At 61.7% G+C, this 26633-nt stretch carries 28 protein-coding genes; 10 read left to right on the top strand and 18 right to left on the bottom strand.

The features are described from left to right. Positions 1–11 precede the first annotated feature (11 nt). The 10 genes from FNU79_RS01575 to FNU79_RS01530 form a co-directional block, all read right to left on the bottom strand. The gene (locus FNU79_RS01575) at positions 12–302 is read right to left on the bottom strand and encodes a 50S ribosomal protein L23 (RefSeq protein ID WP_124870135.1); all 291 of its coding nucleotides are present in this window, start codon (positions 300–302) and stop codon (positions 12–14) included. Continuing rightward, positions 299–925 carry a 50S ribosomal protein L4 gene (rplD, locus tag FNU79_RS01570; protein ID WP_143719148.1) on the bottom strand — a complete coding sequence of 209 codons (627 nt, stop codon included), beginning with the start codon at positions 923–925 and terminating at the stop codon, positions 299–301. The genes FNU79_RS01575 and rplD overlap by 4 nt, the downstream gene beginning before the upstream one ends. Next, positions 925–1548: a 50S ribosomal protein L3 gene (gene rplC, locus FNU79_RS01565; RefSeq protein ID WP_124870141.1), complete on the bottom strand. Its 624-nt coding sequence runs from the start codon at positions 1546–1548 to the stop codon at positions 925–927. Before rplC ends, rplD begins: the two co-directional genes overlap by 1 nt. Further along, the gene (rpsJ, locus tag FNU79_RS01560; RefSeq protein WP_109824828.1) at positions 1545–1868 is read right to left on the bottom strand and encodes a 30S ribosomal protein S10; all 324 of its coding nucleotides are present in this window, start codon (positions 1866–1868) and stop codon (positions 1545–1547) included. The genes rplC and rpsJ overlap by 4 nt, the downstream gene beginning before the upstream one ends. Before the next feature lie 5 nt (positions 1869–1873). After that, complete coding sequence (gene tuf / locus FNU79_RS01555; RefSeq protein ID WP_124870145.1) at positions 1874–3091, bottom strand: elongation factor Tu; 1218 nt, start codon at positions 3089–3091, stop codon at positions 1874–1876. 283 nt (positions 3092–3374) lie between these two features. After that, complete coding sequence (locus tag FNU79_RS01550) at positions 3375–3779, bottom strand: hypothetical protein (protein ID WP_143719147.1); 405 nt, start codon at positions 3777–3779, stop codon at positions 3375–3377. An 86-nt stretch (positions 3780–3865) separates the two neighbouring features. Further along, complete coding sequence (gene fusA, locus FNU79_RS01545) at positions 3866–5962, bottom strand: elongation factor G (RefSeq protein ID WP_143719146.1); 2097 nt, start codon at positions 5960–5962, stop codon at positions 3866–3868. Positions 5963–6086: 124 nt separating this feature from the next. After that, complete coding sequence (rpsG, locus tag FNU79_RS01540) at positions 6087–6557, bottom strand: 30S ribosomal protein S7 (RefSeq protein WP_124870153.1); 471 nt, start codon at positions 6555–6557, stop codon at positions 6087–6089. A 179-nt stretch (positions 6558–6736) separates the two neighbouring features. Further along, entirely contained in the window at positions 6737–7141 is a 405-nt protein-coding gene (gene rpsL / locus FNU79_RS01535) for a 30S ribosomal protein S12 (RefSeq protein WP_041221741.1), read from the bottom strand. Between the two features lie 262 nt (positions 7142–7403). Next, positions 7404–8357: an NAD-dependent epimerase/dehydratase family protein gene (locus FNU79_RS01530; RefSeq protein WP_143719145.1), complete on the bottom strand. Its 954-nt coding sequence runs from the start codon at positions 8355–8357 to the stop codon at positions 7404–7406. A 16-nt stretch (positions 8358–8373) separates the two neighbouring features. On the opposite strand from FNU79_RS01530, the gene FNU79_RS01525 reads away from it, so the two are divergent. The 3 genes from FNU79_RS01525 to FNU79_RS01515 all read left to right on the top strand — a co-directional run bounded on the left by FNU79_RS01525 (position 8374) and on the right by FNU79_RS01515 (position 11359). Beyond that, a complete protein-coding gene (locus FNU79_RS01525) occupies positions 8374–8910 on the top strand; it encodes a 2'-5' RNA ligase family protein (RefSeq protein WP_143719144.1) in 537 nt (178 codons plus the stop codon). A gap of 72 nt (positions 8911–8982) precedes the next feature. Next, positions 8983–9525, top strand: coding sequence for a multidrug DMT transporter (locus FNU79_RS01520; protein ID WP_143719143.1), 543 nt, complete (start codon positions 8983–8985; stop codon positions 9523–9525). A 181-nt stretch (positions 9526–9706) separates the two neighbouring features. Further along, positions 9707–11359, top strand: coding sequence for a GMC family oxidoreductase (locus FNU79_RS01515; RefSeq protein ID WP_143719142.1), 1653 nt, complete (start codon positions 9707–9709; stop codon positions 11357–11359). A gap of 10 nt (positions 11360–11369) precedes the next feature. On the opposite strand, the gene FNU79_RS01510 is transcribed toward FNU79_RS01515, so the two are convergent. The 3 genes from FNU79_RS01510 to FNU79_RS01500 form a co-directional block, all read right to left on the bottom strand. Next, positions 11370–12107, bottom strand: a complete 738-nt coding sequence (locus FNU79_RS01510) for a GNAT family N-acetyltransferase (protein WP_143719141.1) — start codon at positions 12105–12107, stop codon at positions 11370–11372. Positions 12108–12174: 67 nt separating this feature from the next. Next, positions 12175–14397, bottom strand: coding sequence for a DNA internalization-related competence protein ComEC/Rec2 (locus FNU79_RS01505; RefSeq protein ID WP_143719140.1), 2223 nt, complete (start codon positions 14395–14397; stop codon positions 12175–12177). A gap of 28 nt (positions 14398–14425) precedes the next feature. After that, the gene (locus tag FNU79_RS01500; protein ID WP_143719139.1) at positions 14426–14809 is read right to left on the bottom strand and encodes a ComEA family DNA-binding protein; all 384 of its coding nucleotides are present in this window, start codon (positions 14807–14809) and stop codon (positions 14426–14428) included. A 254-nt stretch (positions 14810–15063) separates the two neighbouring features. Here FNU79_RS01500 and FNU79_RS01495 point away from each other — a divergent pair, with 254 nt between their 5' ends. Continuing rightward, entirely contained in the window at positions 15064–16737 is a 1674-nt protein-coding gene (locus FNU79_RS01495) for a long-chain fatty acid--CoA ligase (RefSeq protein ID WP_143719138.1), read from the top strand. A gap of 33 nt (positions 16738–16770) precedes the next feature. Then, positions 16771–17208, top strand: a complete 438-nt coding sequence (locus tag FNU79_RS01490) for a GlcG/HbpS family heme-binding protein (RefSeq protein WP_143719137.1) — start codon at positions 16771–16773, stop codon at positions 17206–17208. Between the two features lie 28 nt (positions 17209–17236). Here the strand turns inward: FNU79_RS01490 and FNU79_RS01485 are convergent, their stop codons facing one another. The 3 genes from FNU79_RS01485 to FNU79_RS01475 form a co-directional block, all read right to left on the bottom strand. Continuing rightward, positions 17237–17752 (bottom strand): DUF4385 domain-containing protein, encoded by a 516-nt coding sequence (locus tag FNU79_RS01485; protein ID WP_143719136.1) that lies wholly within the window; start codon positions 17750–17752, stop codon positions 17237–17239. A gap of 70 nt (positions 17753–17822) precedes the next feature. After that, entirely contained in the window at positions 17823–18497 is a 675-nt protein-coding gene (locus FNU79_RS01480; protein WP_225429807.1) for a Dps family protein, read from the bottom strand. An 88-nt stretch (positions 18498–18585) separates the two neighbouring features. Further along, complete coding sequence (locus FNU79_RS01475) at positions 18586–19494, bottom strand: MBL fold metallo-hydrolase (RefSeq protein ID WP_143719135.1); 909 nt, start codon at positions 19492–19494, stop codon at positions 18586–18588. An 88-nt stretch (positions 19495–19582) separates the two neighbouring features. Here FNU79_RS01475 and FNU79_RS01470 point away from each other — a divergent pair, with 88 nt between their 5' ends. Further along, on the top strand, positions 19583–20143 hold the full coding sequence (locus FNU79_RS01470; RefSeq protein WP_143719134.1) for a DUF1802 family protein: 561 nt from the start codon (positions 19583–19585) through the stop codon (positions 20141–20143). A gap of 25 nt (positions 20144–20168) precedes the next feature. After that, on the top strand, positions 20169–20723 hold the full coding sequence (locus FNU79_RS01465) for an SRPBCC family protein (RefSeq protein WP_124870184.1): 555 nt from the start codon (positions 20169–20171) through the stop codon (positions 20721–20723). Positions 20724–20800: 77 nt separating this feature from the next. On the opposite strand, the gene FNU79_RS01460 is transcribed toward FNU79_RS01465, so the two are convergent. Further along, positions 20801–21406: a hypothetical protein gene (locus FNU79_RS01460; RefSeq protein WP_143719133.1), complete on the bottom strand. Its 606-nt coding sequence runs from the start codon at positions 21404–21406 to the stop codon at positions 20801–20803. Positions 21407–21631: 225 nt separating this feature from the next. Next, positions 21632–22192, bottom strand: coding sequence for a metal-binding protein (locus tag FNU79_RS01455; protein WP_143719132.1), 561 nt, complete (start codon positions 22190–22192; stop codon positions 21632–21634). A gap of 112 nt (positions 22193–22304) precedes the next feature. On the opposite strand from FNU79_RS01455, the gene FNU79_RS01450 reads away from it, so the two are divergent. From FNU79_RS01450 to FNU79_RS01440, 3 genes are all read left to right on the top strand, one after another. Continuing rightward, the gene (locus FNU79_RS01450; RefSeq protein WP_143719131.1) at positions 22305–24437 is read left to right on the top strand and encodes a S8 family peptidase; all 2133 of its coding nucleotides are present in this window, start codon (positions 22305–22307) and stop codon (positions 24435–24437) included. Between the two features lie 104 nt (positions 24438–24541). Then, positions 24542–25642, top strand: a complete 1101-nt coding sequence (gene ychF / locus FNU79_RS01445; protein WP_143719130.1) for a redox-regulated ATPase YchF — start codon at positions 24542–24544, stop codon at positions 25640–25642. A gap of 184 nt (positions 25643–25826) precedes the next feature. Next, positions 25827–26627, top strand: coding sequence for a substrate-binding periplasmic protein (locus FNU79_RS01440; RefSeq protein ID WP_143719129.1), 801 nt, complete (start codon positions 25827–25829; stop codon positions 26625–26627). Positions 26628–26633 lie beyond the last annotated feature (6 nt).

The following is a 26633-nucleotide window of genomic DNA, read 5'->3' as shown; positions in this document are numbered from 1 at the left end:
TTCAACCTTCCTTAAACCAGACCCTCGAGGGCCTCAATTTTCTGGCCATCGGCGAGTTTGACCATGGCCTTCTTGCGGTCGTTGCGGTTGCCGGTAAATTTGCCGACCCGCTTGACTTTGCCTTCGACGTTAAAGGTCGTAACCTTGACCACCTTGACGCCGAATGCCTGCTGAACCGCGTTGCGGACATCGGTTTTGGTGGCGCTGGGCTTGACCCAGAAGGTGTAGACACCCTTTTCCATGCCTTTGTAGGCTTTCTCGCTCATCACCGGGATTTGCAGGGTTTCGTAGATGCTGCTCACTGCTGCTCACCTTCCGAGTTGGATTGGGGGACGTCGGTCTTGGCGGGTTCCAGTACGGCGGCGTCGATGACGAGGCGCTCGTGGCGCAAGATGTCATAGACGTTGAGGCCGGCCACTGGCAAAGCTGTGACCCAAGTCAAGTTGCGGGCAGCACGGCGGGCGTTCGCGTCGTCGGTGACGAGGAACACGCGCTCAGAGCCGTCCATGCCGTTGTCCTTGGCCCAGCTCAGGAAGCCTTTGGTCTTGCCGTCGAGGTTAAACCCGTCCACGGCCAGAAGCTTGCCTTGCTCGCTGCGGTCAGACAGAGCCATCGCCAGACCAAGCTGACGGACTTTTTTGGGCAGGGTGTAAGCGTAGCTGCGGGGCTTAGGACCGAAGGCCACGCCGCCGCCCACGAAGTTGGGAGCGCCACGGTCGCCGTGACGGGCGTTACCGGTGCCTTTTTGGCTGTACATCTTCTTGCTGGTCGCACTGACCTGGGTACGGGTCTTGGTGCTGGCCGTTCCGGCGCGGCGCTTGGCAAGCTGCCAAGTGACCACTTCGTGCAGCAAATTGGGGTTTGCCTTAGGCAACTCCAATTCGATGGTGCGGGCATTCGCGCCCACCACGTTAATCTGAGCCATTACTTCGCTCCCTTGACGGCCTGACGAAGCTCCACCAAGCTGCCGGTCATGCCGGGAATCGCGCCTTTGATGAGGATCAAGTTCTCGCTGGCGCGGATTTCCACGACTTCCAAGTTCTGCACCGTGACGCGCTCGACGCCCCAGTGTCCGGCCATGCGCTTACCTTTGTAAACGCGGCCTGGCGTTTTACGCTGCCCGATCGAACCGGGACGGCGGTGCCACTTTTTGGAACCGTGGCTGGCGGGGCCGCCGGAAAAGTTCCAGCGGCGCATGACGCCCTGAGTACCGCGCCCCTTGCTGATGCCAGTGGCGTCAATTTTGTCACCTTCACCGAAGATGTCCAAAGTAATGGTGTCACCGTCGGGGGTGAAGTCACGGAACTCGCGCAGGTAGCGCATGCCGCCGACGCCTGCTTTCTTGAGGTGGCCGAGTTGCGGACGGGTGATGCGCTTTTCAGACTTGGGCGAGAAGGCCACTTGCACGGCTTCGTAGCCGTCGGTGGCCGCCGTCTTGCGCTGCACCACCGGGCAAGGCCCGGCCAGCACCACCGTCACCGGAACGGCGCGGTCGCCCTTCCAGATCTGGGTCATGCCGATTTTGGTGCCGAGAATGCCCTTGCTCATGCGCGTCCGCCCACAGTCTTGATTTCGATGTCGACGCCAGTAGGCAAGTCGAGGGTCATCAAGCTGTCGATGGTCTTCTTGGTGGGGTTCATGATGTCGACAAGGCGGTTGTGGGTGCGGATTTCAAAGTGCTCTTGGCTGTCTTTGTCGATAAAAGGCGAGCGCAGCACACAGAAGCGGCGGATGCGGGTCGGGAGCGGCACTGGGCCGGTCACGTCCGCTCCGGTACGGCGCACGGTGTCGACGATCTTGCTGGCCGACTGATCGAGCGCCTTGTGGTCAAAGCCACGCAGTTTGATACGGATTTTAGGGGCTACCATTTCACTCACTCCACGATCTTGGTGACGACGCCCGCGCCGACGGTGCGGCCACCTTCGCGGATGGCGAAGCGCAGGCCTTCTTCCATGGCAATCGGCTTGATCAGATCGACGATAAAAGTCACGTTATCGCCGGGCATCACCATTTCCACGCCCTCGGACAGTTCCACCACGCCCGTCACGTCCGTCGTGCGGAAGTAAAACTGAGGACGGTAGCCGCCGAAGAACGCACTGTGGCGTCCGCCTTCGTCTTTCGAGAGCACGTAAACGCTGGCTTCAAACTTGGTGTGCGGCTTGATCGAACCAGGCTTGGCCAACACCTGGCCGCGCTCCACGTCGTCACGGGCCACGCCGCGCAAAAGCACGCCGACGTTGTCGCCCGCCATACCGGAATCGAGGAGCTTGCGGTGCATTTCGATACCGGTAACGGTGGTCTTGCGGAGGTCGCGCAGGCCGATGATCTCGACGTCGTCCTGAACCTTGACAATGCCGCGCTCGACACGGCCGGTGGCGACGGTGCCACGTCCGGTGATGGTGAACACGTCCTCGACGGGCATCAAGAAGGCTTTGTCGGTGTCGCGCTCAGGGGTGGGGATGTAGCTGTCCACGGCGTCGAGGAGTTCCCAAACGTTGTCGACCCACTTGTCGGTGCCGCGTGCCATTTTGGGCGTGGCGGTCAAAGCTTCGAGGGCACGCAAAGCGCTGCCTTTGACAACAGGAACATCGTCGCCGGGGAAGTCGTACTTGGCGAGAAGTTCGCGAACTTCCATCTCGACCAACTCGAGCAACTCTTCATCATCGACCATGTCGACCTTGTTCATGAAGACGACGATGTGGGGCACGCCGACTTGCTTGGCAAGCAGGATGTGCTCGCGGGTCTGGGGCATCGGGCCGTCAGCGGAGCTCACGACCAAAATCGCACCGTCCATCTGGGCCGCGCCGGTGATCATGTTTTTGACGTAATCGGCGTGACCGGGGCAATCCACGTGGCTGTAGTGACGTGCAGCAGTGGAGTACTCGACGTGGGCGGTATTGATGGTGATGCCACGGGCCTTTTCTTCGGGGGCCTTGTCGATCTGGTCATAGCGCATGGTCTCGATGCTGGCGTCAATTGAGGCTGCCGTGTAGGTGATGGCAGCGGTGAGGGTGGTTTTGCCGTGATCGACGTGACCAATCGTGCCGATGTTGACGTGGGGCTTGTTGCGCTCGAATGTTCCTTTTGCCATGTGATTACTCCTCCAAGTGGTGGGCGACATGCTCTGCTCTGCGACAAGAGAAAATTTCCCTTTGATCGGGTTGCGGTCGAACATAAAGTCCACATTGGGTTGATTCCCGCCGGGGCCGCTGCACTTGAGTTTCTCAAGGCCCAACCTCACGGCACGTTGCGCCAACGCTTTTCAGCGCACCGACTTCACAGAGTAATGGATTTGGCGGGAAATGGCAAGGGGTGTTTCACTTGCAGGAACAGCGAAACACCCCTTTAAATTTGACTTTTGCTTACGTCTTGCTTTAGCGGTTGGCGTATTCCTGCACGGCAGGGTCAAAAGCGCCAACTAGCATAAAGACGCCCAGCGCCGTGCCGACTGGAAAGTTCAGCAGGCCCAGGATGGCAATCACGATGGCGGCAATTCTGGCCCAGCCTTTGCCTTCCTGTATCGCCCGGTAAGTGAGAAACTGAAAAACAGTCCAAGCCAAGCTGAAAAAGAAAATGACCCATAAGGTCGAGCCGGTTAAAAGTTTGACCCAGCCGAGCGCTTGAGCGTCTGACGCCGTCGTTGAAGAATCGTTCATGGCCGCACCGAAAATCAGATTGATAAAAAAGCCTATAAACGGCAAGCTTAACATTCCCAAAATGCTCAGAATGATGGAGATCAGTAGCGGGATCGTGACCCAAGAGAGTTTTTCAGGCTTCATGGTTCATCTTAACATTACCTTTGTCAAATACCCGTCAAAAAAGCGGGCCACCTCCGAAGAGATGACCCGCTTTGCAGAATTTGGTTTTACTTCTTCATCAGTTGCTGAGCGATATTGTTCGGCACTTGGCTGTAGTGATCGAAGAACATCGAGTAGCTGGCGCGGCCCTGCGACATGGAGCGCATGTCGGTGGCGTAGCCGAACATTTCGGAGAGCGGCACGAAGGCCTTGACGAGCTGGGCATTACCGCGTGCTTCCATGCCCTGAATCTGGCCACGGCGCGAGTTGAGATCGCCGATGATGTCGCCCATGAAGTCGTCGGGCACCGTGACCTCGACGCGCATAATGGGTTCGAGCAGGGCCGGAGCACCCTTCTGAACGGCTTCTTTAAGGGCCATCGAACCGGCGATCTTGAAGGCCATTTCCGAGGAATCGACTTCGTGATACGAGCCGTCATAGATAGTGACTTTCATGTCCACGACGGGGAAGCCGAGCATAGGGCCGCTCTGCATGGCTTCTTCGATACCCTGCTGGGCGGGCTTGACATACTCGCGGGGCACAGTGCCGCCGACGATGGCGTTCTCGAAAATGAAGCCTGAGCCGGGTTCGAGCGGCTCGGCCTTGATCTTGACATGACCGAACTGGCCGCGTCCGCCCGACTGACGCACGAACTTGCCTTCGGCGTCCACGGCGCGGGTGATGGTCTCGCGGAAGGCGACTTGCGGAGCGCCCACATTGGCTTCAACCTTGTACTCGCGCTTGAGGCGGTCCACCAGAATTTCGAGGTGAAGTTCGCCCATGCCCGCGATGGTGGTCTGGCCGCTTTCCTGGTCGGTTTCGACGCGGAAGGTAGGATCTTCCTCGGCGAGACGCTGGAGGCCCACGCCCATTTTTTCCTGGTCGGCCTTGGTCTTGGGTTCGATAGCCAGCTTGATCACTGGTTCTGGAACGTCAATGCTCTCCAAGAGCACGTGGTTGTCGCCGTCACCGATGAGGGTGTTGCCGGTGCCCGAGTCCTTGAGGCCAATGACGGCTCCAAGTTCACCTGCACGCAGTTCAGTGACTTCCTCGCGGCTGTTGGCGTGCATTTTGAGCAGACGGCCCACGCGCTCGCGCTTGTTCTTGGAAGCGTTGTAAATGTACGAGCCGCTGTGCATGGTGCCCGAGTAGATGCGCACGAAGGTCAGGCGGCCCACGTAGGGATCGGCCATGATCTTGAATGCCAGCGCGGCCAGTTGGCCTTCGGGGTCAGCGGGGAAATCGTGGGTTTCTTCGCTATCTTCCACGACGCCGCGAATGGCCGGAACTTCCAGCGGGCTGGGCAAGTAGTCGATCACGGCGTCGAGAAGGAGCTGCACGCCTTTATTTTTGAGGGCGCTGCCGCAGAGAACCGGGAAGATCTTCTTGGCGATGGTGCCCTGACGAACGGCGTACATCAATTCTTCGATGGTGGGTTCTTCGCCGCTGAGGTACTTCTCCATGACGGTCTCATCGACTTCGGCAGCGGCTTCGATGAGTTGAGCACGCATCTCGGCGACTTTGGCATTGAACTTCTCAGGAATCGGCCCGATCTCAATGTCGGTGCCCAAGTCGTTGGTGTAGGTGTGGGCCTGCATCCGCACGATGTCGATGATGCCCTTAAATTCGGCTTCCTCGCCCATCGGGTACTGGATGGGAGCGGGGATTGCGCCGAGGCGCTCGCGGATATCGCTCAGTACCAGCTCGAAGCTCGCGCCGGTCTTATCCATTTTGTTGGAATAGGCAATGCGCGGCACGCCGTAACGGTCGGCCTGACGCCAGACGGTCTCGGACTGCGGCTCGACGCCCTGCGAGCTGTCGAAGACAGCCACCGCGCCGTCGAGGACGCGCATGGAACGCTCGACTTCAATGGTGAAATCCACGTGACCGGGAGTGTCGATGATGTTGATGACGTATTCCTGGTCAGTGCCGGAGTGCTTCCACTTGGCGGTGGTGGCAGCGGCGGTGATGGTGATGCCGCGCTCGCGCTCCTGCTCCATCCAGTCCATGGTGGCCGCGCCGTCATGGACTTCGCCGATGTTGTGGGTGCGTCCGGTGTAATACAGGATGCGCTCGGTGGTGGTGGTCTTGCCGGCGTCGATGTGCGCGGCAATACCGATGTTGCGGAAATGCTCCAAATAAGCGGTGCTTGCTTTGATCGTCATTTTAAAACTCCCTAAGTGGGTTGACTTACGAACAGGTTAGGTGCTGAAGCGCGGTATATAGGAGGCGGACAAAGCGGCGACCCAGCGAAAAACGCTACAGCCGCCGTCTGCCTTGCTGCTTTGTTTACCAGCGGTAGTGCGCGTAAGCGCGGTTGGCCTCGGCCATGCGCTCCACATCGTCTTTTTTCTTGATGGCCCCGCCGCGTCCCTGCGCCGCATCCAAAATCTCGGCAGCGAGGCGCTCGACGGCGGTGCGCTCAGGACGGTTGTCCACGGCGGACTTCATCCACCGCAGGGTCAAGCTCTGGGCGCGGCGGACGCTGACTTCCACCGGCACCTGATAGGTGCTTCCGCCCACGCGGCGGCTGCGGACTTCCACGCGCGGCTTGATGTTCTCGAAGGCCTGCTTGTAGACCTTGAGCGGCTCCTGACCAGTGCGGTCTTGAACGACGCTCATCGCACCGTAAAAAATGCGGCTGGCAAGGTTCTTTTTGCCGTCTTCCATGATGCGGTTGATGGTGGCGCTGACCAGCACATCTTGGTAAACGAGGTCGGGCAACAATTCACGAACTTCTGCTCTACGGCGACGGGCCATTTTGTCTCCCTCTCTACGCCCAACGCACCAAGTGTCGGTGGGGGCGGGCTTCAGCGCCGTGGTACTCCAAAGCGCTTACTGATGAAGCACGGTTTTACGGTGCATTTGCTTAACTGCTACTCACTGATTCATTGGCCTGGCCTCCGAAGAAGGCGGCAAATCAAGTGCGGCCTACTTCTTTATTTCTTTTTTGCGCCGGCGGCAGCAGCGCCCGCTTTGGGCTTCTTGGTGCCGTACTTGGAGCGGCTCTTGTTGCGGTCTTTCACGCCTTGGGTGTCGAGCGATCCACGGACGATGTGGTAACGCACGCCGGGCAAGTCCTTGACACGTCCGCCGCGAATCAGCACCACGCTGTGTTCCTGAAGGTTGTGGCCTTCCCCGGGGATGTAAGCGGTGACTTCAAAGCCGCTGGACAGGCGCACACGGGCAATTTTACGCAGCGCCGAGTTGGGCTTTTTGGGGGTGGTGGTCTTGACGACGGTGCAAACGCCGCGCCGGAAAGGGCTGCCTTTGAGGGCGGGAACTTTGCTCTTTTTTTGCAAAGTGGTGCGCCCCTTGCGGAGCAGCTGTTGGGTAGTGGGCAGAGTAAATCACTCCTCAGTGGGTGGCTGGCGCTGCCTTGCTGCTCGGCAGGCGCTAGGGCTTGAACAGTGCTCCGGCGCGGTCAAACGTGCACCGAAGTCGTGGCTTTAAAACTCTGCGAGCGTGGTCAGCGTTCACGCCGCGCATCCGCAGAAACTTTGACGGGTTAAAAATCAGCCGCGAAGTTTCCAACCGGAGCATCTTAGCGCTCTTGTGCAGCGCGGCGCAAGGGTAAAAACTCGCAATTGAGCCGCCGAACCGCCGTCAAGTCAGCTGAGAAAGCAATGCCGCTTCCCGTTCTGCACTCGGCCCCGTGCCCTCAGCGCCCGTTTGCTTGGCCCAGGCCAGCGTGTCCCGCGCCGTGTCGGAGAGGGGGCGCAACTTAAGGCCCGCCGCTTTGGCCCGCACAGGCTCAATATTGAGAATAGGTTCGCGGTGAGCATAGATGGGCCAGCTCTCCCCTGCCGCGAGGCGTTGCTGATCGGCCTGCGAAATCCAATGCCAATCGGGATGAGCGTCCACGCCCACAGAAACTTCAGCGAGAAAAGCGGCAAACGTCAGCGGCTCACCCACCGCGTTGAAGATGCCCGGCGTATGGTGCTCCAGCAGATGCGCCACAAACGCTGCCAAGTCGCGGGCGTCTATCGCCTGAGTGATGTCCTGACCGTCGCCGGGAGCCAGAGCAACGCCACCCTGGGCAGCCCGTTTGACCCAGTAGGTGAAGCGCCCGGTGTGATCGTGTGGCCCTGCCACCAAACCGGGGCGTACGATGGTGGCCCGCTCGCCGTAAATCCGGCGCACCTCCGCTTCGCAAACTGCTTTGAGCGCTCCATAATCGGCTTGAATGTTCTCGCTTTTAGAGTCTTTCAAGACGGCCAAGGCTGAATCTTCGGTGATCGGCCCGCTCTGTCCGTCCGCATAAACGCTGACGGTGGAAATAAAGAGGTAGCGTTTCACGGCGTCTTTAAGGAGTTCAGCACTCTGGGTCACCACACGGGGCACGTAGCCGCTGACATCCAAGCAGGCGTCCCAGGTGCGGCCCGTGAGGGCGCTCAAATTGCCCGCGTCTCTATCGCCGCGCAGCCGCTCCACTTCCAGCGGCAGGTCGTCGTCGGTTTGTCCGCGCGTCAGGATGCTCACATGGTGGCCGCGCCCGAGGAGTTCCAGGACTATTTGCCGACCCACGAAGCGGGTGCCGCCCAATACCAAGAAGTTCATGGCTTTAGGCTAAGGCATGCTTGCACCTTCGCCTCCCTTTTTTGTTGGCATTCCCCCGCCGCCCGAACTCACGGCCCGTGTGCTGGCTTGGCAAGCCAAACTGGAACACATCATCACTGTGCCGCACGTGACCTTGCTGGCTCCTGCCGCGCTGCCCCAAAAGCGCTGGCAAAGCGTGGCCGCAGCGGTGGCTGAGCGCCAGACCGCCGCGCCCGTCACTCTTGGGCGCGTGGGATTTTTCGGCTCGCGGGTGATTTTTTTGTCGGTGGACGCGCCCGCTTTGCACGAGCTTCACCGCGACCTGGTGAGCGAACTGGGCCAAGCACCCGGCGATTTTGCTTTGGAGAACTACCATCCGCACCTGACTTTGGCGCTGGAGTGGCGCAGCTTCAACGTGACTTGGGAGCAGGCCATCGAAAGTGCTCAGCAGGAGTTCAGCGATCTGGAAACTCAGCCGCTGGTGTTCACGGCTTCTCAGTTGGTGCTGTTTGGCAAAGACCAAGCGGGGCAGCCTTACACGGAGCGGCAACGCTTTGACCTCAAACCGACTTGAGCGTTTCTTCATTTTGATTCATCTGGCTTAACTTAGGCTTGACAATTACGCCAACACCGTAATAATACCAGTATGGATAACCTCTTGAAGAAAGCGGGCGCGATGACCGCGCACTTGGAACTGTTTCAGCACATGCTTCATTTGCGCGGCCTGCTGCAACTCGCCGCCCACATGGAGGAGCGCGGCGATAGGGTCACGATGGTCTCGCCCGACAACATCACCTTGATCGGTGCGGGGATGGACAGCGCCAGCACCGTGACGACCACCAAAGGAGCGGAGATCGAGTCGGCCAGCGCGTACAGCGTGCTGCGCGGCCTTAAGGGTCACGACGCGCCCGAATACGCCGTGACCCGCGAAGAACTCAAAGCGCTCAATGCCCGCGCCGTGTCTGAGCTGGAAGCCAGCGACGCCATGCGGGCTTTTGGCGAAACCTTGGGCCGCATCTCGGCTGTACCTACGAACAACATGCCCACGACCAACACGCCCGCTGCCAACGTCCCTGCGGCCACTGCGCCCACCGCCAGCGCCCCCGCACCGACAGAGACCACCGCCGAGCGCCCTAACCGCAACCGGCGCGGCGCGGAAGAAACCAGCAACGAAGCCCCCGCCGCTTAAAGGCTACCCCGACGTTTGGCTCCGCTCCCACCAATTGGGAAGCGGGGCTAATCTTTTTTGGTGTCCCACAGGCGTATGCTGGCTCAACGCGAACTGAAGTTTTTTCAATTTAGGCTCTACCGCCGTACCTCAAATCCGTGAGGCAGGGCGGTCATTCCCACTTCTTTGGCGTGGAGGGCACATGACGCAGGGCAAAAGCGAATCCGCTCCAACTTCTGTTGATTATCTGGTGATCGGCGCGGGTTCAGGCGGCTGCGTGGTCGCGGCGCGGCTGAGCGAAGACGCCCAAACGCGGGTGCTGCTCCTCGAAGCGGGCGTGCCGGACGAAGCGCCGGAGATCGGCATTCCGGCGGCCTTTGCCAAACTGTTCAAGTCGCCGCTGGATTGGAACTACGAAACGCAGGCACAGGCGCATCTGGCCGGGCGCAAATTGTACTGGCCGCGCGGCAAGATGCTGGGCGGCTCCAGCAGTATCAACGCGATGGTTTATATTCGCGGCAACCGCGCCGACTACGACGCTTGGGCGGCGGCAGGCAATCCGGGCTGGAGCTACGACGAAGTGCTGCCGTACTTTATCAAAGCTGAGGACAACGAAAACGGCGCGGGTGAGTTTCACGGTGCGGGCGGGCCGCTGCACGTCGAGAACCGCCGCTACACCCACGAGATTTGCGACGCCATCACCGCTGGTTTCGAGGAAATCGGCTTCGCGGCCAATGGTGACTTCAACGGCGAGTCGCAAGAAGGGGTCGGGCGCTACCAAGTCACTCAGAAAAGCGGGGTGCGGCATTCGGTGGCCAGCGCTTACCTCAAACCCGCTCTGGCGCGGCCCAATTTGGAAGCCCGCACCGGAGCGCACGTCACCCGCATTGTGCTGGAAGGCGGGCGGGCGGTGGGGGCCGAGTATCTCAGCGGCGAGCAACTGCACACGGTTCGGGCCGAGCGGGGCGTGATTCTGGCGGCGGGAGCGATCACCAGTCCGCACCTGCTGATGCTTTCGGGTATTGGCGAGCGCCGAGAACTGGAAGCGGCAGGGATCGAAGTGCTGCATGACCTCCCAGGCGTGGGCCAGAACTTACAAGACCACCTGTTTGTGCCGCTGGTCTACGAAACCCAGACGGTGAGCATCAAAGACGCCACCAGCGAAGCCAATTTCGCGCTGTACATGAGTGACCAGCAAGGCATGCTGTGCAGCAACATCGCTGAAACCGGCGGCTTTATGAAATCCGATCCTGCCCTAGACGCGCCGGATTTGCAGTTTCACAACGGCGCAGCGCTGTTCGTAGATCACGGCTTTTTGGAACTGGACGGCCACCACTTCACGCTGCTGCCTTCATTGGTCGCCCCAAAGAGTCGGGGGCGTATCCGTTTGGCCAGCGCCGATCCGCAGGCCCAGCCGCTGATCGAACCCGATTACCTCTCGGATGAAGCCGATATGAATGTGCTCCTGCGCGGCATGCGGCTGGCGCGGCAAGTCGGCGAATCAGAGGCACTTTCGGCATACCGCACCCGCGAAGCCATGCCGGGCGCAGAGATTCAAAGCGACGACGACCTGCGCGAGTACATTCGGGCGCAGGCCATGACCATTTACCACCCGGTCGGCACCTGCAAGATGGGCCACGACGACCTCGCCGTAGTCGATGAGCGCCTCAAGGTACGCGGCTTGGAAGGCCTGTGGGTCGCTGACGCCAGCATTATGCCCAGTGTCGTGCGCGGCAACACCAACGCGCCAACCATCATGATTGCCGAGAAGGCAGCTGAGTTTATTCAGGCGGAGGGTCAGGCTACGGCTCAGCGGGCCGCAGCGAAGCCGGAAGCCGTCAGCGCCGACGACTGAGTTTCAAGTTTTAAGATTGGGAAAAAGCCTTGGGCCGCTCGGTGGCACTCAGCAGCGCCACTGAGCTTTGTCCAGTTGGGTTTTGTCCAGTGCGCTGCGCCAGTGCTCCGGCTTCCTTGGCGGCCCGGTCAGCGCCTAACCAGCCTTGCCAGTACGCCTGCATGGTATCTGTGACTAATCTCAGTGAAACAGTCTCAGATGTTTCGAGCGGGCAGTACATCAGGTCCAAGTCTTTGAGCGGGCCACCCTCAGGGCCGCCGACAGGCTGCCAATACGGAATGTCCACCGTAAAAAAGCCCAGAGCGCCCAGCTTGACGCGCCGCAAAGTGGGGTCGCTGCCCACCCGGGCTTCGGCGGCCAGGTCTTCGGCGCTGAGCGCTTGGCGGTGAACGGCGTCAGCAAACACGCCCGCCGCACCCGCTTCACCAATGATTTGCATTCGGGCTTGATGTAGAGCGCGGGCGGCTCCCGTTCCCCACGCCGACTGGGCCACCCCCATAAATGAGCTGAAGCCCGCACCGCTGCTCAGCAGGTGAAAGAGCGTGCCGCCCACCACTTCGCCGCCTTGCTCGGCCACCAAAATAATGTTCTGGCGCTGGCTGGTCTGCGGCGGTTGGGCAATCATCGGCCCGAAATATTCAGCGGGAATCAGCATCTCCGGCTGATAGTAGGCGGCTTCCTGAATGCGCCCGAAGGCCTCAAGGGCGGGGTCATGCGGATCGGTGACGCGGCGAACGGAAAGAGACATGGCTGGAGTGTAGCCCTACCGCTGAGCCAAAAGGCAGAGACTAGGGCTGCTACTTTTAGCCACACCGTTAAGGCAAAGGCCAGCGCACCGTTCCCACCTGATCGGTGCGCCAGACTTTTACACCGGACGCTTGAAGGCGATCCAACACCTGCGGGTTGGGGTGACCGTAACTGTTGGCCCGCCCGACACTAATAACAGCGTCATGCGGGCGGGTTTCATCCAAAAACGCTTGACCGCTCGAAAAGCGGCTGCCGTGATGGGCCGTTTTGAGAACGTCCAGTTTGCCGACGCCCAGCTCGCTTTCTAGCGGGTCGGGGAGGTCGCCCAGAAAGACGGTGTGAAACTGGGGAGTATCGAATTTGATGACCACACTGTTTTCGTTGTCGGCGTCCAACCAGACTTTCCCGGTGGGCCACAGCACCGTGAAGGTGGCTTTTCCGGCCTGCACGCTGTCACCTCGCCGCACTTCGCGCACCGGTACGTGGCGGGCCTCAGCGGCCCTGAGCAGCATATTGAGATTGGGGTCGTCTTTGCGCTGACCGATCCACAACTCGCCTACTGGCAAGCCCAGCAGCACGCTGATCAGGCCTTCGATGTGATCGGCGTCGGCGTGGGTGGCGACCATCACGTCGAGGGAGCGCACGTTCATGGCCCGCAAGGCAGGCAGCACCGTGCCTTTGCCGACGTCGTAATCGCCTCTGGGAGTGCCGCCGCCGTCGATCAACATGGTGAGCTTGGGAGTGCGAATCAGCGAACTGTCGCCCTGTCCGACGTCCAGATAGACGATTTCGCTGGGTGGGTTGAGGACGCCCGGCAAAGCAGTGGACGCGCCGCCCAGTAAGGCGGTGAGCGGCAAGACCCACAGCGGCAAGCGGCGGTAAAGGGTGAGGACGGCGGCGGCGGCAAATACCGCATAAACCGCGAACCCCGCCGAACTGATCATTCCCCAAGTCAGCACTGGAGCGCGGCCAAAAATGTCCACCACTTTCAGCAGCGCTTCTGACAGCGGGCCAAGCGCCCAATTGACCGCCACCGCCAGCGGCCCCAGCAGTCCGGCGAGGTAGCCGAGCGGCACCAGCACGGCCATCAGCGCGGCGGCGGCGAGGTTGGCGGGGAGGCTCAGCAGCGGCAACTGGCCGAAGGTGTGCAGCACCACCGGCAAAGTGGCCAGCTCGGCGCAGGGGGTGGCGACCAGCGCGAGACGCAGCCACAGCGGCCACTTTGCGGGCAGCAGGGCGGCCACCCTGTTTGACACACTCAGGCCCAGCACCGCCAGAAAACTGAGTTGAAAGCCCACGTCAAAGAGCCAAGCCGGTTGATACAGCAAGCTGGCGATGGCCGCCAAGCCCAACACACCGTAGACGTCGAGCTTGCCGCGCCCCAGCCACAGTGAGAGCAGCACCAAGACGCCCATCAGCACGGCGCGGGTGATGCTGGGCGTGGGGCCGACCAACCACAAAAAACCCGCCAGCGCCGCAAGCATCAGCGGGTAGCGGGCGTTTGTCCACTTGAGCGGCAATAAACGGGCCAACAGCCAGGTCAGCGCTCCCACCAGCAGCGCCACGTTTTGCCCGCTGAGCGCCATCAGGTGTGCCAAACCCGCCCGCGTGAAAGCGTCGCGGACATTCAGGCCGTCATTGAAGCTTTCCTGTGAGATGTCGTTGCGCTCGCCCAATTCCACCGCCCGCAGCAGGGCCGACTCACGCGGCGAGAGACCAGCGCTCAGGCCACGCCGAAACCAACCGCGTACCCCACCTTCGGGGGTCAGGTGCTTGACCTTAGCGGCCACCAAGACTTCGCGCACGCCCTGCATCCGCAGCCAAAACGCGTAATCGAAGCCGCCGGGAATGCGCCGACCTTCGGGGCGAACCAGCCGCCCACGAACGGTCAGACGTCCGGCTGGCCCCTTGGGTTTGGGTGCCAGCGCCACCGCCGCCGCAGGGCTGCTGAGGTGCAGCAGTTGGCCGTCCCAGTCGCCAGTCAGGGTGGCTTGAGCGCCCACCCAGCTTGAGAGCGCGTCGGGAGCGGCTTGCCAGGCCCGCTCGCGCACAAAGCCGCAGGCCGCCAACACCACGCAGGCTCCCAGCAGCCAGCCCTTGCCGACAGGCCAGCTCAGCGCCAGGGCCACAACCAGTACCACCGCGCCCCAGAGCGCTCCGAAGCCCAGCAGCACGCCGCCGATGACCGCCAGCGCCACCGGAACCGGATAAGCCGGAACGGGCCAGCGGCGCGGCGAGTGGACCGCGTCCGCCTGCACTTCTCCGGTGGCCGGATTCCAACTCAGCGCCATACCGGGCTCACTTTCAAAGACCCGACCATCAGAACTCGACCAGCGGCGTCAGTTTGCCGAGCAGCACCGGCCCCACCCCGCGCACCGCGTCGAGGTCGGTGAGGGTGTGGTACGGGCGGGCAGCAATTAAGCGGGCAGCCAGCGCTGGGCCGATGCTGGGCAGGGCTTCGAGCTGCTCTTCGGTGGCGGTGTTGAGATTGAGCCTGCCAGAAATCAGCGGCCTCACGCTGGCGGTGGTGGCATAAGTTGGGGCGGCCTCAGCGGTGGCCGAAACGGGCAGCGCCGCGTGGGTCACGGTTGGTCGGTGCAGAGCGGGACTGAAAGCGGGGAACAGCGCCCAAGCCCCGCAACCGAGTGCCAGCGCGGTCAAGACTGCCGCCGCGCCGCGCTCCAACGGTGAAGAACCAGACATGGCTCAAGATTCTCACGGCCGCGCTGACACGAAAAGCACAAGCGGCGGGGCGGGCGCTCAGACCAACTGTCAACGGGCAGCACAGGGCTTTTGGGACAAGCTGCCAGTTGAGCAGTGAGCCGCACCACTCCCAAAACAGGAAGCCACGTAAGCCAGCACGCCGCTCCACCCACTCACTTTGGTTAGACTGCTTACCACAGCACAACTCACGGCCCATTTCCCCAACTTTCCCCACTGTTTCAAGGAGAACCAAGATGAAAAGCACCATGATGGACGTTCCACTGCTCATTCCCGAAATCGTCGAACGCGCCCGTCACTTTTTTGCCGAGCGCGAAATTGTCAGCTTGATGGTCGCGGGACGCGGCGAAGACGGCCAGCCCACCGCCAAACTTCACCGCACCACTTATGGCGAGGTCGCTGAACGTGCCTTGCGGCTGGCCAGCGCCATCACGGCGGCGGGCGTGGGGCCGGGCGAGCGGGTGGCGACGTTGGCGGTCAACTCCTACCGGCACTTGGAGGCTTACCTGGGCGTTCCCAGTTCCGGCGCGGTACTGCACACCCTCAACATTCGGCTGCACCCCGACCAACTCTGCTGGATCATCAACCACGCCGAGGACAAAGTGCTGCTGATCGAAAACCTGTTTGCCGACAAGATTCCCACCATCTTGGAAAACTGCCCCAGCATCGAGAAAATCGTGGTGCTGGGGCCGCTGCCCAAACCCATGGACGGCGTCGAGGACTACGACACCTGGATCATGAACCACGCGCCGCAAAGCCGCTATCCCGAGATGCTGGAAACCGACGCGGCGGGCATGTGTTACACCTCCGGCACGACGGGCAACCCCAAGGCCGTGACCTACTCGCACCGCTCTACTTTGCTGCACAGCCTCGCCTCCGCGCCCAAAGACGCGCTGAACGTCGGTCAAAGCGACGCCGTGCTGCCGATTGTGCCGATGTTTCACGTCAACGCCTGGGGGCTGCCGTACACCTGCTCACTCTACGGCGCGAAACTGGTGTTTGCCGGAGCATTTTCGGATGGCCCGAGCCTCGCCAAGCTGATGCAGGACGAGCAAGTGACCATCACGGCGGGCGTGCCGACCATCTGGATGGGCCTACTCAATGAGCTTGACCGCGCCGTCGGAGCTGGGAAGCCGTATCAACTCCAGCTCGAGCGCTTGGTGGTGGGCGGCTCGGCCGCTCCCGAAGCGATGATTCGGGCTTTTTCGGAGCGCCACCACCTCAAGCTGGCCCAAGCCTGGGGCATGACCGAAACGCACCCGCTCGGCACGGTCAGCATCACGCCGCCAGGAATGAAGTTTGCCAGCGACGCAGGCTACGCGCTGGCCGCCAAGCAGGGAGTGGCGGTGCCCACCGTGCAACTCGAAATTCTGGATGATGCGGGCAATATCTTGCCGCACGACGGCAAAAGCATGGGCCGCCTCATTACACGCGGGCCGTGGATCGCCGGAAGCTACTACGGCGGCGCGGGCCAGGAAAACTTTTTGGAGTTGGGCGGCCAGCAGTGGTTTGACACCGGTGACATCGCCACCCTCGACGGGCGCGGCTTTATGCATATTCAGGACAGGGCCAAAGACCTGATCAAATCCGGCGGCGAGTGGATCAGCAGCGTGGACTTGGAAAACGCTTTGATGGCCCACCCCGCCGTGTCGCAGGCTGCCGTGATCGCCATGCCCGATCCCAAGTGGGACGAAAGGCCGCTGGCGGTGCTGGTGCTACGGCCCGACCACGACCACCCGGGTTACGCCGAGCTGACCGCCTTTCTGTCTCCCCGATTCGCCAAGTGGTGGCTGCCCGACGCCTACGAAGTGGTGGCCGCTATTCCGATTGGCGCGACGGGCAAGTTCCTCAAGCGGGAGTTGCGCGAGCAGTTCGCAGAGAAAAAAGCCGAGGGAACAGCGGTGCGCTGAGCGCGATTTCAAAGTTCACCAAGGAGCACCCACATGACCAGCACTCCAGCGAAATCTGTTTCTACCCCCAACATTTCCTGCGGCGCGGCGCTCGAACTCATTGCGGCGGCCCGCGCCGCTGCCAAGCGACTCGGCGTGAACATGGCTGTTGCCGTCACCGATACGGGCGGGCACCTGCGGGCTTTTGAGCGGGCCGACCACGCGCCCTTTTTGGTGGCGGAGGTGGCGATCAACAAAGCCTGGACTGCCGCCTCGTTTGGCCGCCCCACTCACGTTTGGAACGAAATCGTCCAGAGCCCTGAAGTCTCGCCGCTCAACCACCACCCGCGCATGACGGCTCTGGGCGGCGGGTATCCAGTGGTGGAAAATGGACAGGTGATTGGCGGCCTCGGCCTTTCGGGCGGCAGTTCGGCGCAAGATCAGCAGGCTGCCGAGGAAGCGCTGCGGGAGATGGGTTTTGAGGTGAAGTGAGGGCTGAGACGAAGCGAATCGGCTCAACTCACCCGTACCGCTCCCTGTGCTCCTGCTTGAGCCGCTTGTACTCGGCGTTGGCCGCCGCTTCGTCCCACTTGGCCTTAAAGATGCGGGCCGACTCGGCTTTGACGGGGTCTTCAGGCATGCGCGGCAACTCGGGGCGGCCATGTGCGCCGCTGACCCCTTTTTTGTCGTCTGGAACTGGCCCGTCGTACTTTTTGCCGCCCTTGTGGTTGGCGTAGCGCCGAGAGCGGGTATACCCCATCTGCAAAAATTTGCGGGCCATGTCCGCGCCCACCACGTCACCCGCCGCCAAATAATCCAGAAACAGCTGGTAAATCTTCTGGCTGCTCTCCTCTGCTGCTTCGGGCGTGGCAAAGCGCCAGTGCGGGAGGATTTCAGCTTTGTAAGGCTGCACCAGCAAGACGCCCTGCTCGCCCACGCCGATTCGGTACAGCTCAGGGTGAGCGCGGAGATCGAGTTCGGCGTAGTGAAGGCTGTAATCAAACTTCTTGGCCGGCTGTTTAGGTTGGTCGCTCACCTTCGCTCCTCATCGCAGAGTCCGGAACACAAAAAAGCGGAGGTTTCCCCCCGCCTTCCATTTTTCAAAATCAGTTCAGTTGCTCGTCGTCCATCATCGCCTGAAGCATCCAGCGAATTTTGTCGATGGTGCCGGCGTAACCGTTGTACATATCGGCGGTGGCGTGGTCTTCGGCGTCGTCCACTGTGCCGCTGTCGTCGCGGTAACCTTTGCCCACGCGGCTTAGGTCGCTGACCAGATCGGCCACTTGGGTGCGGGCGTCGCGCACGGTTTCGGTGGGCACTTTGACCACGCTGTAGCGGGCCAAGTCTTCCGGCGCGTTTTTGGGACTGCCGCCGAGGGCCACCAAGCGCTCTGCCTGCTCGTCGATGCTGGGAAAGATTTCGTCGATGAACTCGTCGTAGGCCAAGTGAAGGTCGCGGAAAAAGCGGCCCCGGATGTCCCAGTGGTACTTTTTGAACTTGAGGTACAAGTTGATGCTGGTCGCCAAGTTGCGCTGCAAGGTCTCCGAAACGATTCCGAACTGCTCTTCGGTGAGGTAATGGTGATTGACCAGTTGGTTGAATTCCCCGCCCTCGTGCGCCGCGTCGGTTTGCTTACCCACCGAGGCTTCGGCGGGCGTCATGGCGTCGCTCACGTCATTCACGGTGATCGGAGCGACTTTTTTCTTGCTGGCTTTGGCGCTGCCGGTACTGACTTTGGCATTGCTTTCCGGCAGGTCGGTGTTCTTGCTCTTTTTGGTCATGCTCTCACCGTACCGCCGCCACCGCGCCAACTGGGTGATGTGGCCGTAAGGAGGCCTTTAACATTGTGCAGGAGAGAGGCTCACGCGCTCAAAGCTGCCCCGCGAAGAGGAGCTGATTGCCCTCCACACTCATGCTCACGCGGCCCAATGCCACCAACTCCGCGAGGTGGGCGCTCACCACGCTGCGGTTGAGCACGACTGCGCCGGGATTGGTCATTTCAACGTCCAAGCTGTCGCAGACGCGCTTCAGGGCCGTGTCCACCGTGCAGGCGTGTGTCACGGCTTCATGCACGGCCCGCGTGACCCGCTCGAAGGCGCTGAGGTTGGCGGCCACCAGAGCGGGCAACTCTTCAGTGGGCTGGCCGTGCCCAGGCACCGTCAGGCGCACGCCGCCCAGACTGGGTAAGCCTTGACTCAGCAGGCTCTGGGCGCTGCACTTCATGGCGGCGCTGTCCACACAAAAAGTCAGCGGGTGCTTGCTCAGCGCTTCCGGCCCGAACAGCGCGTCGGCGGCGTACAGCACCTCCCCTACCCTCACGGCGTACATTCGAGAAGCGTGGCCCGGCACTTCGATCAGTTCTACGTCCACGCCGCCGAGCGTCACCAAGCCGGGTTCAACGGCCTGTGCCGGACTCGCTGGAGCCAGCAAAAACTTGGTTTGAAGGGCCTGCGGTGGGTATGCGCCGTAAAGGTAAAGCGGCTCCAAGAGCGGATTGGCAATGATGGCGGCTTCGAAAGGCGGCGCGTAGATCGGCAGATTAGGAAAGCGCTTAAGGAAAGCCGCGTTGCCGCCGTGATGATCGGCGTGCGAGTGGGTGTTGAGAATGGCTGTCGGCCTCAGACGCTGAGCTTCTAAGCCGCGCAGCAGCTTGCGGGCGTGCTGCTCGTCTAGGCCGGTATCGACCACTAGCACACCGCTGCCCTGCACAAACACCAGCGAGTTGACGGCAGCCGGGAACAAAAAGACATTGGGCGCGAGGGCGAGCGAATCAGGCATACCTTGAGTTTAGTCGCCCAACTCCTCACGTCCAGTTTCTATTCCAATGACCGCGCCACTCACACAGCCGCTGCGCTAGTCTGCCCGCATGACCCTGACCGCCCTCAAAGAATGGGACGTCCAAGCCCAAGCCCTGACCACCGGCCAGACCGCCGTGATTTTGCGCAAAGGCGGCATCATGGAAACGCACGGCGGCTTTGAAGTCCAGCACCGCGAGTTTTTGCTTTATCCCACCTTCCTCCACCAAAACGCCGCCGAGGTGCGCTCCGAATTCAGCGGCCTGCTGCGCCCCGACCCCGCGCCGGGCCAGATCGTCGTTCCTGCCCGCGCCGAGGTACTGGGCGTCTACAAAATAGAAGCGCTGGATAAGGCACTGGCCCTCGAAGAGGTGCAGGCTTTAAATGCCAGCGCGATTGAGCGGCGCTTTCACTACCGCAACCGCCCTTGGCTGCATGCTGTGGTGCTGCGGGTCTGGCCGCTGACGCCGCCGCTCAGGATCGAGGAAACGCCGGAGCTGCTCGGCTGCGTGAGTTGGGTGCCGCTGGCTGACTTTTCAGTTGGAACCCTTTCGTTTGAAACTGCCGCGCCCGCTCTCGCTGAGTCGGCACTCACCGAAATCCGCGCCGAGGTGGCCCGCCGCCTAAGCTAGAGCCGTGAGCTAGAGTATGGAGATCATGGCTCAACCGCTTAGTTTCAAAGACACCATCGTTATTCGCTCACGGCCCGACGTGCTGTTTCGGCTGGTTCTTGATCCCAAACGCCGCACCCGCTGGGATCCCAATATCCGCTTGGCCAACTACGTCGGCGAAGAAAAACTGGCCAGCGGCACCCTGGTGAATATCAAGTTGGAGCGGCGGCTGCTGGGCTTGTCGTACACCGCCAAATACGGCCAGATTCAAGCGCCGTTTCGCGGCGGTTGGGAAGCGGTGAAGCCCTTTGGCCCCATCGAGAAGTACACCCAGAGCTGGGTTTTCAAGAACATTCCTGGCGGCACCGAAGTCACGCTGAGCACCAACGCCACCATCCGCTACAACTTCATTGGCAAGCAAATCGAAGCTCAACTCCGCAACATGAGCGGGCAGACCCTCATTGAATTGCAGCGGGCGGTGGATCAGCAGGGCGCTCAACTGATGGAAGACACCGCCAAGCAGTTTCAGGACAAAATGCGGGCCGAAAAAGCTGCCGCCAAAAAGCAGGGCAAGACCAAGAAACCCAAAGCAGCCAAGTAGGTCAGTGCTGAACGGAAACGGGGCCAAGAACGGCTGAGGCTCAATTCGTTTTCACAACGTCCCCGTAGCCCATTTCCTCACTTCCCCTTTGCCACTTCCCAGCCTTCGAAGCCGTCGTCGCCCACGCTTTCTAGGCGGGCGGGGCTGCTGGGCGTCGGGCGTCGCATAACCGCGTAATTCCAGCCCGCCTTGAGATTCAAGGCGTAACTGGTGCTAGACGCCGCCACCGCGCACGTCAAGTCGCCCTGCACGCGGGCCGGCATGCTGGCGTAGATGTAAACGCGCTGATCCAGCGGCCCGCCCGGCACGTTGCTGCGGGTCTGACTCACCAGCGTGAGGTTCGCTCCCGCCGCCGAGGCGCTGATGCTCGGCAGCAGGTAAAACTGAGCCGCCGGGTCGCTGACCGCCACCTTGTCGGTGCAGCCCGCCGCAAGGCTCGGCAGCAAAGTGGGCCGCAGCACCGGAGCCATCGCCGCCGCGCCGGGCAAAGGCAAGGTAAAGCGCCCCACCTTGTCTATGGCGCTGCTGGTCAAGGCCGTGCCGCCGCCACCAAGGATCATGACTTGCCCCGCCTCACCGGGCCAGTCGCGGACTTGAGCGCGGATTCGGCTCACGCCTCCGGGCGAGCAGCCGCCGAGCAGCAGACAGAGGACCATCAGGGAAGCAGGCAGAAAACGGGCCATAGCGCGAGGATAGCGCTGCGGGCCGGGGACGGATGTGCCGAGCTGGGCTGGAGATGGCCGGGTGCAGTTTATGGGTTGACGGCGAGCCCGAACGCTGTACCTAAGTACGCCAATGTTTATCTTTAGATAAATCGAGCGGAGCGAGAGATGGGAAAAGTACGGCTAGATGGGAGTGAAGGGATGGAGCGCTTTTTGCGGAATCCCGAAACGGTAATCTTGCTGTACTTAGCGCCCCTTGCCCAGCCGCCGCGCCCCGCCGCGCAGCTTCCTGAATTTTTGCTGACTGCGCCGCATGCCGTGATCGGGCCTGATGCCGTCGGCGATCAGGTGCAGCCACTGGCTGACGTAGTAGCCCAGCGCCAGCGGCAGCAGCACTTCAAGACTGGGCGAGGAGGTGGTGGCGGGCCAAGACGCAGGCCAGTGCAGCTTTGGCCACACCAACAGCAGCGCACTGTAGAGGAGCAGGGCAATCAAGCCCAGATACACCAAGCGGGTCAGCGGCCCCAGCAGCCACGTGTGCGACAGACCCCTGTGGCTGAACATGCGGCCATACGGCACCCAAATGAAACCCAGCGGCCCCCAGCGGCGCTTGCTGTCCACCCGTCCCTCAGCCAAGTCAAGGTCCGGCGACAGCAAGAAGGTGCCCACCGCGTAGGCAACGCTGAAGCTGGCGGCCTGCGGCAACGTGAGAACCACGAGTTGCTGCGACTGTGCCCACAAGGTCGCCGCAGCGATCAGGCCGTAGGTGGCCGTGTTGATGATGTTGTGAACGCGCCCACTCGGCATGGCGCTTATTGTGACGCATCGGCGCTCGGCGGCCCATCCCCCCAGCGCGGCTCCGCTCCCTGCCCACCGCGTCACATCCCCCATCAGGCAAAAAGCGGCATGCTGATAAGCAATGAACCGCGCCACCCTGACCGCGCTCCTGGGCCTCAGCTTGCTGCTGACCGCCTGCCCCCAAACCACTGTGCCTGATCCGTCAGGCGGCGCGGGCACGGCGGGGCCGTCTAACCCGGGCGCTCCGGCCAGCTTGCCCAGCCAAGTGAGCCTATCCGCCGCCAACGCGCTGAGCGCCGCTTACACCGCTCCCTTTGACGGCACCTGGAACCTCACCGGCTTGCCGGGTTGGCTCAGCGCTTACCCGCTCAGCGGCAGCGGCAACGTGAAAACGACACTGACCCTCAACCGCAGCGCCGCCGCGCCGACGAGAGCAGATGTCAAGCAGCTCAGCGCCGGGCTGCAACTGCTCTGGAAGGCCCACCCCCTGCGCGGCGGGGCGGCAGGCACCACCACCCTCAATGTCAGCGCCGACCTCTATCACCTGACCGGACAGGTGAGCGGGCAAATCAGCGCTCAAGGCCCTTCGGCGCTCTCGGTGCTGCCTGCCGCGCCGCTGCGGGTCAACCCTTCAGCCCTCAGCAACTCAGCCGGGGCGCGGGGCGTGATCGTCAACTACAAAACCGAATCGGCCCTGCTCTCGGCGCTGCCCGCGCTGACGGCTGGCCGGGTACCGAACAGGGGAATAGAAAGTTTAGCGCTGCCCGTGCAAACCCTCTCGCTCGCGGCGCAGTCGGGGCAGACCCTCAAGCTGGACACCAGCGATGTCAGCGCCACCCTCAGCGCCTTGCGGGCCGATCCCAGCGTCAATTACGCTGTGCCGGACGCGGTGCTGCGGGCGCAGGATGTACCGGCACCGGCCCTGCAAGCGCCTTACCTGCCCGCCGACGAGTATGCCCAGCTTCAGTACGCTTACCGCTTGATGGGCTACTCGGCAGTCTGGCGCGATATGAAAAGCACCCCATACCTCAATCCGGTCACAGTGGCCGTCATCGATACCGGCGTGCGCTTTGACCACCCCGATTTTGCTGGCAGGCTGTGGAAAAGTGGCGAGGGAGCGCTGGACATCGTCACCACCGACGCCTACGGCCCCGACACCGATCCCACCGATCCGGGCGAAAGCGGCACCACCGGCAGTCACGGCACCCATGTCAGCGGCATCATCGCGGCGGGCGAGGGCAGCTTCGCCTCGCCCTGCGCCGGATGCAGCACCAGCGGCGTGGTGGGCGCGGCGCTGAGCGCTCCGATCAAGGTGCTGCCAGTGCGGGCAATCGACCGCTTTGGCAGCGCCTCGGAAAGCGGTGTGGCGATGGCCATTGATTACGCTTCCGGCAAGCCCATCACGCTGCGGGCGGTCACGTACACCAATCCGCATCCGGCTCAGGTCATCAACTTGTCGCTGGGCGGGCCGATCAGCGTGGCGGGCGCTCAGCCGCTGTGCGACGCGATTGCCTCAGCCACGCAGCGCGGGGTGTTGGTAGTGGTCGCGGCGGGCAACGGCGGCGGCACCCAGCCGTATTATCCGGCGGCCTGCGCGGGAGCCGTAAGCGTGGCCTCAGTGCGGCCTGACGCAGGGGGTCTCCCGCTCCACGCCGAATACAGCCAACGCTACCCGCAAGTGACGCTGGCCGCTTACGGCGGGGCCGACCCCAGTAATCCCACTTACAACATGAATCTCAAGCTCGGCGGCGTAGTGGTGTCGGATTCTATTTTCTCGACCTCTTGGAATTACGACAAAAATCAGCCGAGCTATCAGTTCGAATCCGGTACTTCGCAGGCCGCACCGCAGGTCAGCGCCCTCGCCGCCCTGCTGCTGAGCAAAGGCGTGGCCAGCACCCCGGCACAGGCGCTCAGCATTATGCAGGACACCGCCACCGACCTCGGCACGGCGGGGCGCGACGATTTGACCGGCTACGGCCTGATCAACGCCGCCGCCGCGCTCGGCGCTCCAGCCATCAGCAACACCTTTACCTTCAGTATCCTGGGCACCACCTCCACCTTTGCTCCGGTACTGGACGCCGCAGGACAGTTCAGCGCTTACCTGCCTGACGGCGATTTTCAGGTGCTGGCAGGCTATGACCGCAGCGGCAACGCGCTCGGCGGCGAAGCAAGCGAACCCGGCGCAAAAGCCAGCGTGACGCTGGGGCCGTCTCAGCCCTCGGCGGACGTGGGAACACTCCTGATTAAGCCGTGAGCCACGCTCCGCCGACCAGCACCCCAGCCCAAGGTTTCCTTCAACCGCTGCTGTGCGCTAAACTGCTTTCCGTTGCGCCTGCGGGCGCGTAAGGAGAAACGCGCATGTCAAGTTTGAGTATCGGAATCGTTGGCCTGCCCAATGTCGGCAAATCGACGCTGTTTAACGCCATCACCCGCGCCGGAGCGCTGGCCGCCAATTACCCGTTTGCCACCATCGAACCCAACGTGGGCCGCGTGAATGTGCCGGACGAGCGCCTCGCCGCGCTGAGCAAGGTCTTTACCAAGGGCGACCGGGTGCCGCCGATCATCCCGACATTCGTGGAGTTCGTGGACATCGCTGGCCTCGTGAAGGGCGCTTCGCAGGGTGAGGGACTGGGCAATCAGTTTCTGGCCAATATCCGCGAAGTCGACGCGATTGCCCACGTGGTGCGCTGCTTTGAAGACGGCAACGTGATTCACGTGTCCAACAAAGTCGATCCGCTGGACGACATCGAAACCATCAACACCGAGCTGATTTTGGCCGATTTGGCGGGCTTAGAAAAGCGTGTGGTGGGCCTGAGCAAAAAAGCCAAAGGCGGCGACAAGGAAGCCAAAGAGCAACTCGAAATAGCTGAGGCCATCTTAAAAGTTTTGGGCGAGGGCCAACCCGCTCGCGCCGCACAGGTAGAAGGCGAAGTGCCTAAAGACTTCGGCCTGATTACCAACAAGCCGGTTATTTACGTTGCCAACGTCGGTGAAGACAATCTGGCCAGCGATAACGAGTACGTCCAATTGGTGCGCGATCACGCCGCCAAGGAAGGCTCACACGTCGTCAAGATCAGCGCCCAGATCGAAGGCGAACTGGCCGAGATGGAAGAAGAAGACGCCCGCGCCTTTTTGCATGACCTCGGCGTACAGGAAAGCGGCCTCGATCAACTTGTCAAAGTCGGCTATGACACGCTGGGCCTGATCACCTTCATCACTTCCGGCGAAAAAGAAGTGCGGGCTTGGACGATTCACAAAGGCGAAAAAGCCCCCGAAGCCGCCGGAGAAATCCACTCGGACTTGGAACGCGGCTTTATCCGGGCCGAAGTGATCGAGTGGCAAAAAATGGTGGAAGCTGGAGGCTGGACCACTGCCAAAAGCAAAGGCTGGGTCAGAACCGAAGGCAAAGAGTACGTGATGAAAGACGGCGACATCATGAACGTTCTGCACAATATGTAATCGTAGACGGGGCTGGGGCGCTCCGGAGCGGTTTGTCAGAAGTTGAAAAGAAAGGAAGCTCTAGGCTGGCACATCTTCGCGTAAGGATGTGCCAGTCGGTTTTGGAGCAGTCAGTCTGTTGACGGCTTTTCCAGCCCGGCAGCTTCCCGAACGGCGAGGATGATCTGTCCAGGAGGCTCCTACCTTGCTACGATTCCGCATTCATCTCGCTCATCTGGCCCTGCTCGGCTCAATCATCGGATTGGCCAGTCCGGTTCAGGCCGCTGGCCTGGCCAAAATTCAGGGCAAGGGACAGTTCAGATTGGCTTTCAGCACGGCCCAACCGCCCCTCATCAACCAGAATGCAGCAGCCTTCGAGGGCTTTGCCACCGAACTGCTGAGTATCATCGGCAAGCAGATGAATGTCAGCAATATCACCTGGCGCAAAATCGGCACGCCCGAGGCGCTGATGCAGGGTCTGCGCTCAGGCAACTACGACGCGGTCATCGACAGCCAGTTGCCACAGCCGCTGAGCGACGTGACGCTCAGCAAGCCGCTGGCCTGCACTGGCGGGGTGATTCTGGCCCGGCCCGGCGGCCCCACCTCCGAGAATGAACTCAAAGGCAAGCGCGTCGCCGTCGTGACCGGCAGCAATTATTTTTATTACGTGCGCAGCCTGCCGTTCGACAAGCAGATCAACGTCTTTACCGATGATGATCAGGCGTTGCTGGCCTTTTTGACCGGGAAGATGGACGCTTTGGTGATGGACCGTTATGCTGCCCTCAAGATGTTCAAAGCGGCGGGCGCGAAGGTCATTCAGGTCAGCCCGCTGCTGTGGTCGCAGGACATCACGCTGGTCATGAACCGCAGTAGCGGCACCGAGCTGTCTGCCAACAACGAGGTGCTGGGCCCCGTCAACATCGCCCTCAAAAAGATGCTGGCCGACGGCAGCTACACGGCCCTGAGCAAGAAATACTTCGGCCAGGACGTGCGCTGCGTGCTGTGAGCTCTG

Source organism: Deinococcus detaillensis (genome assembly GCF_007280555.1).
Taxonomy (GTDB): domain Bacteria; phylum Deinococcota; class Deinococci; order Deinococcales; family Deinococcaceae; genus Deinococcus; species Deinococcus detaillensis.
This window is presented reverse-complemented; position numbering and strand designations above follow the sequence as displayed.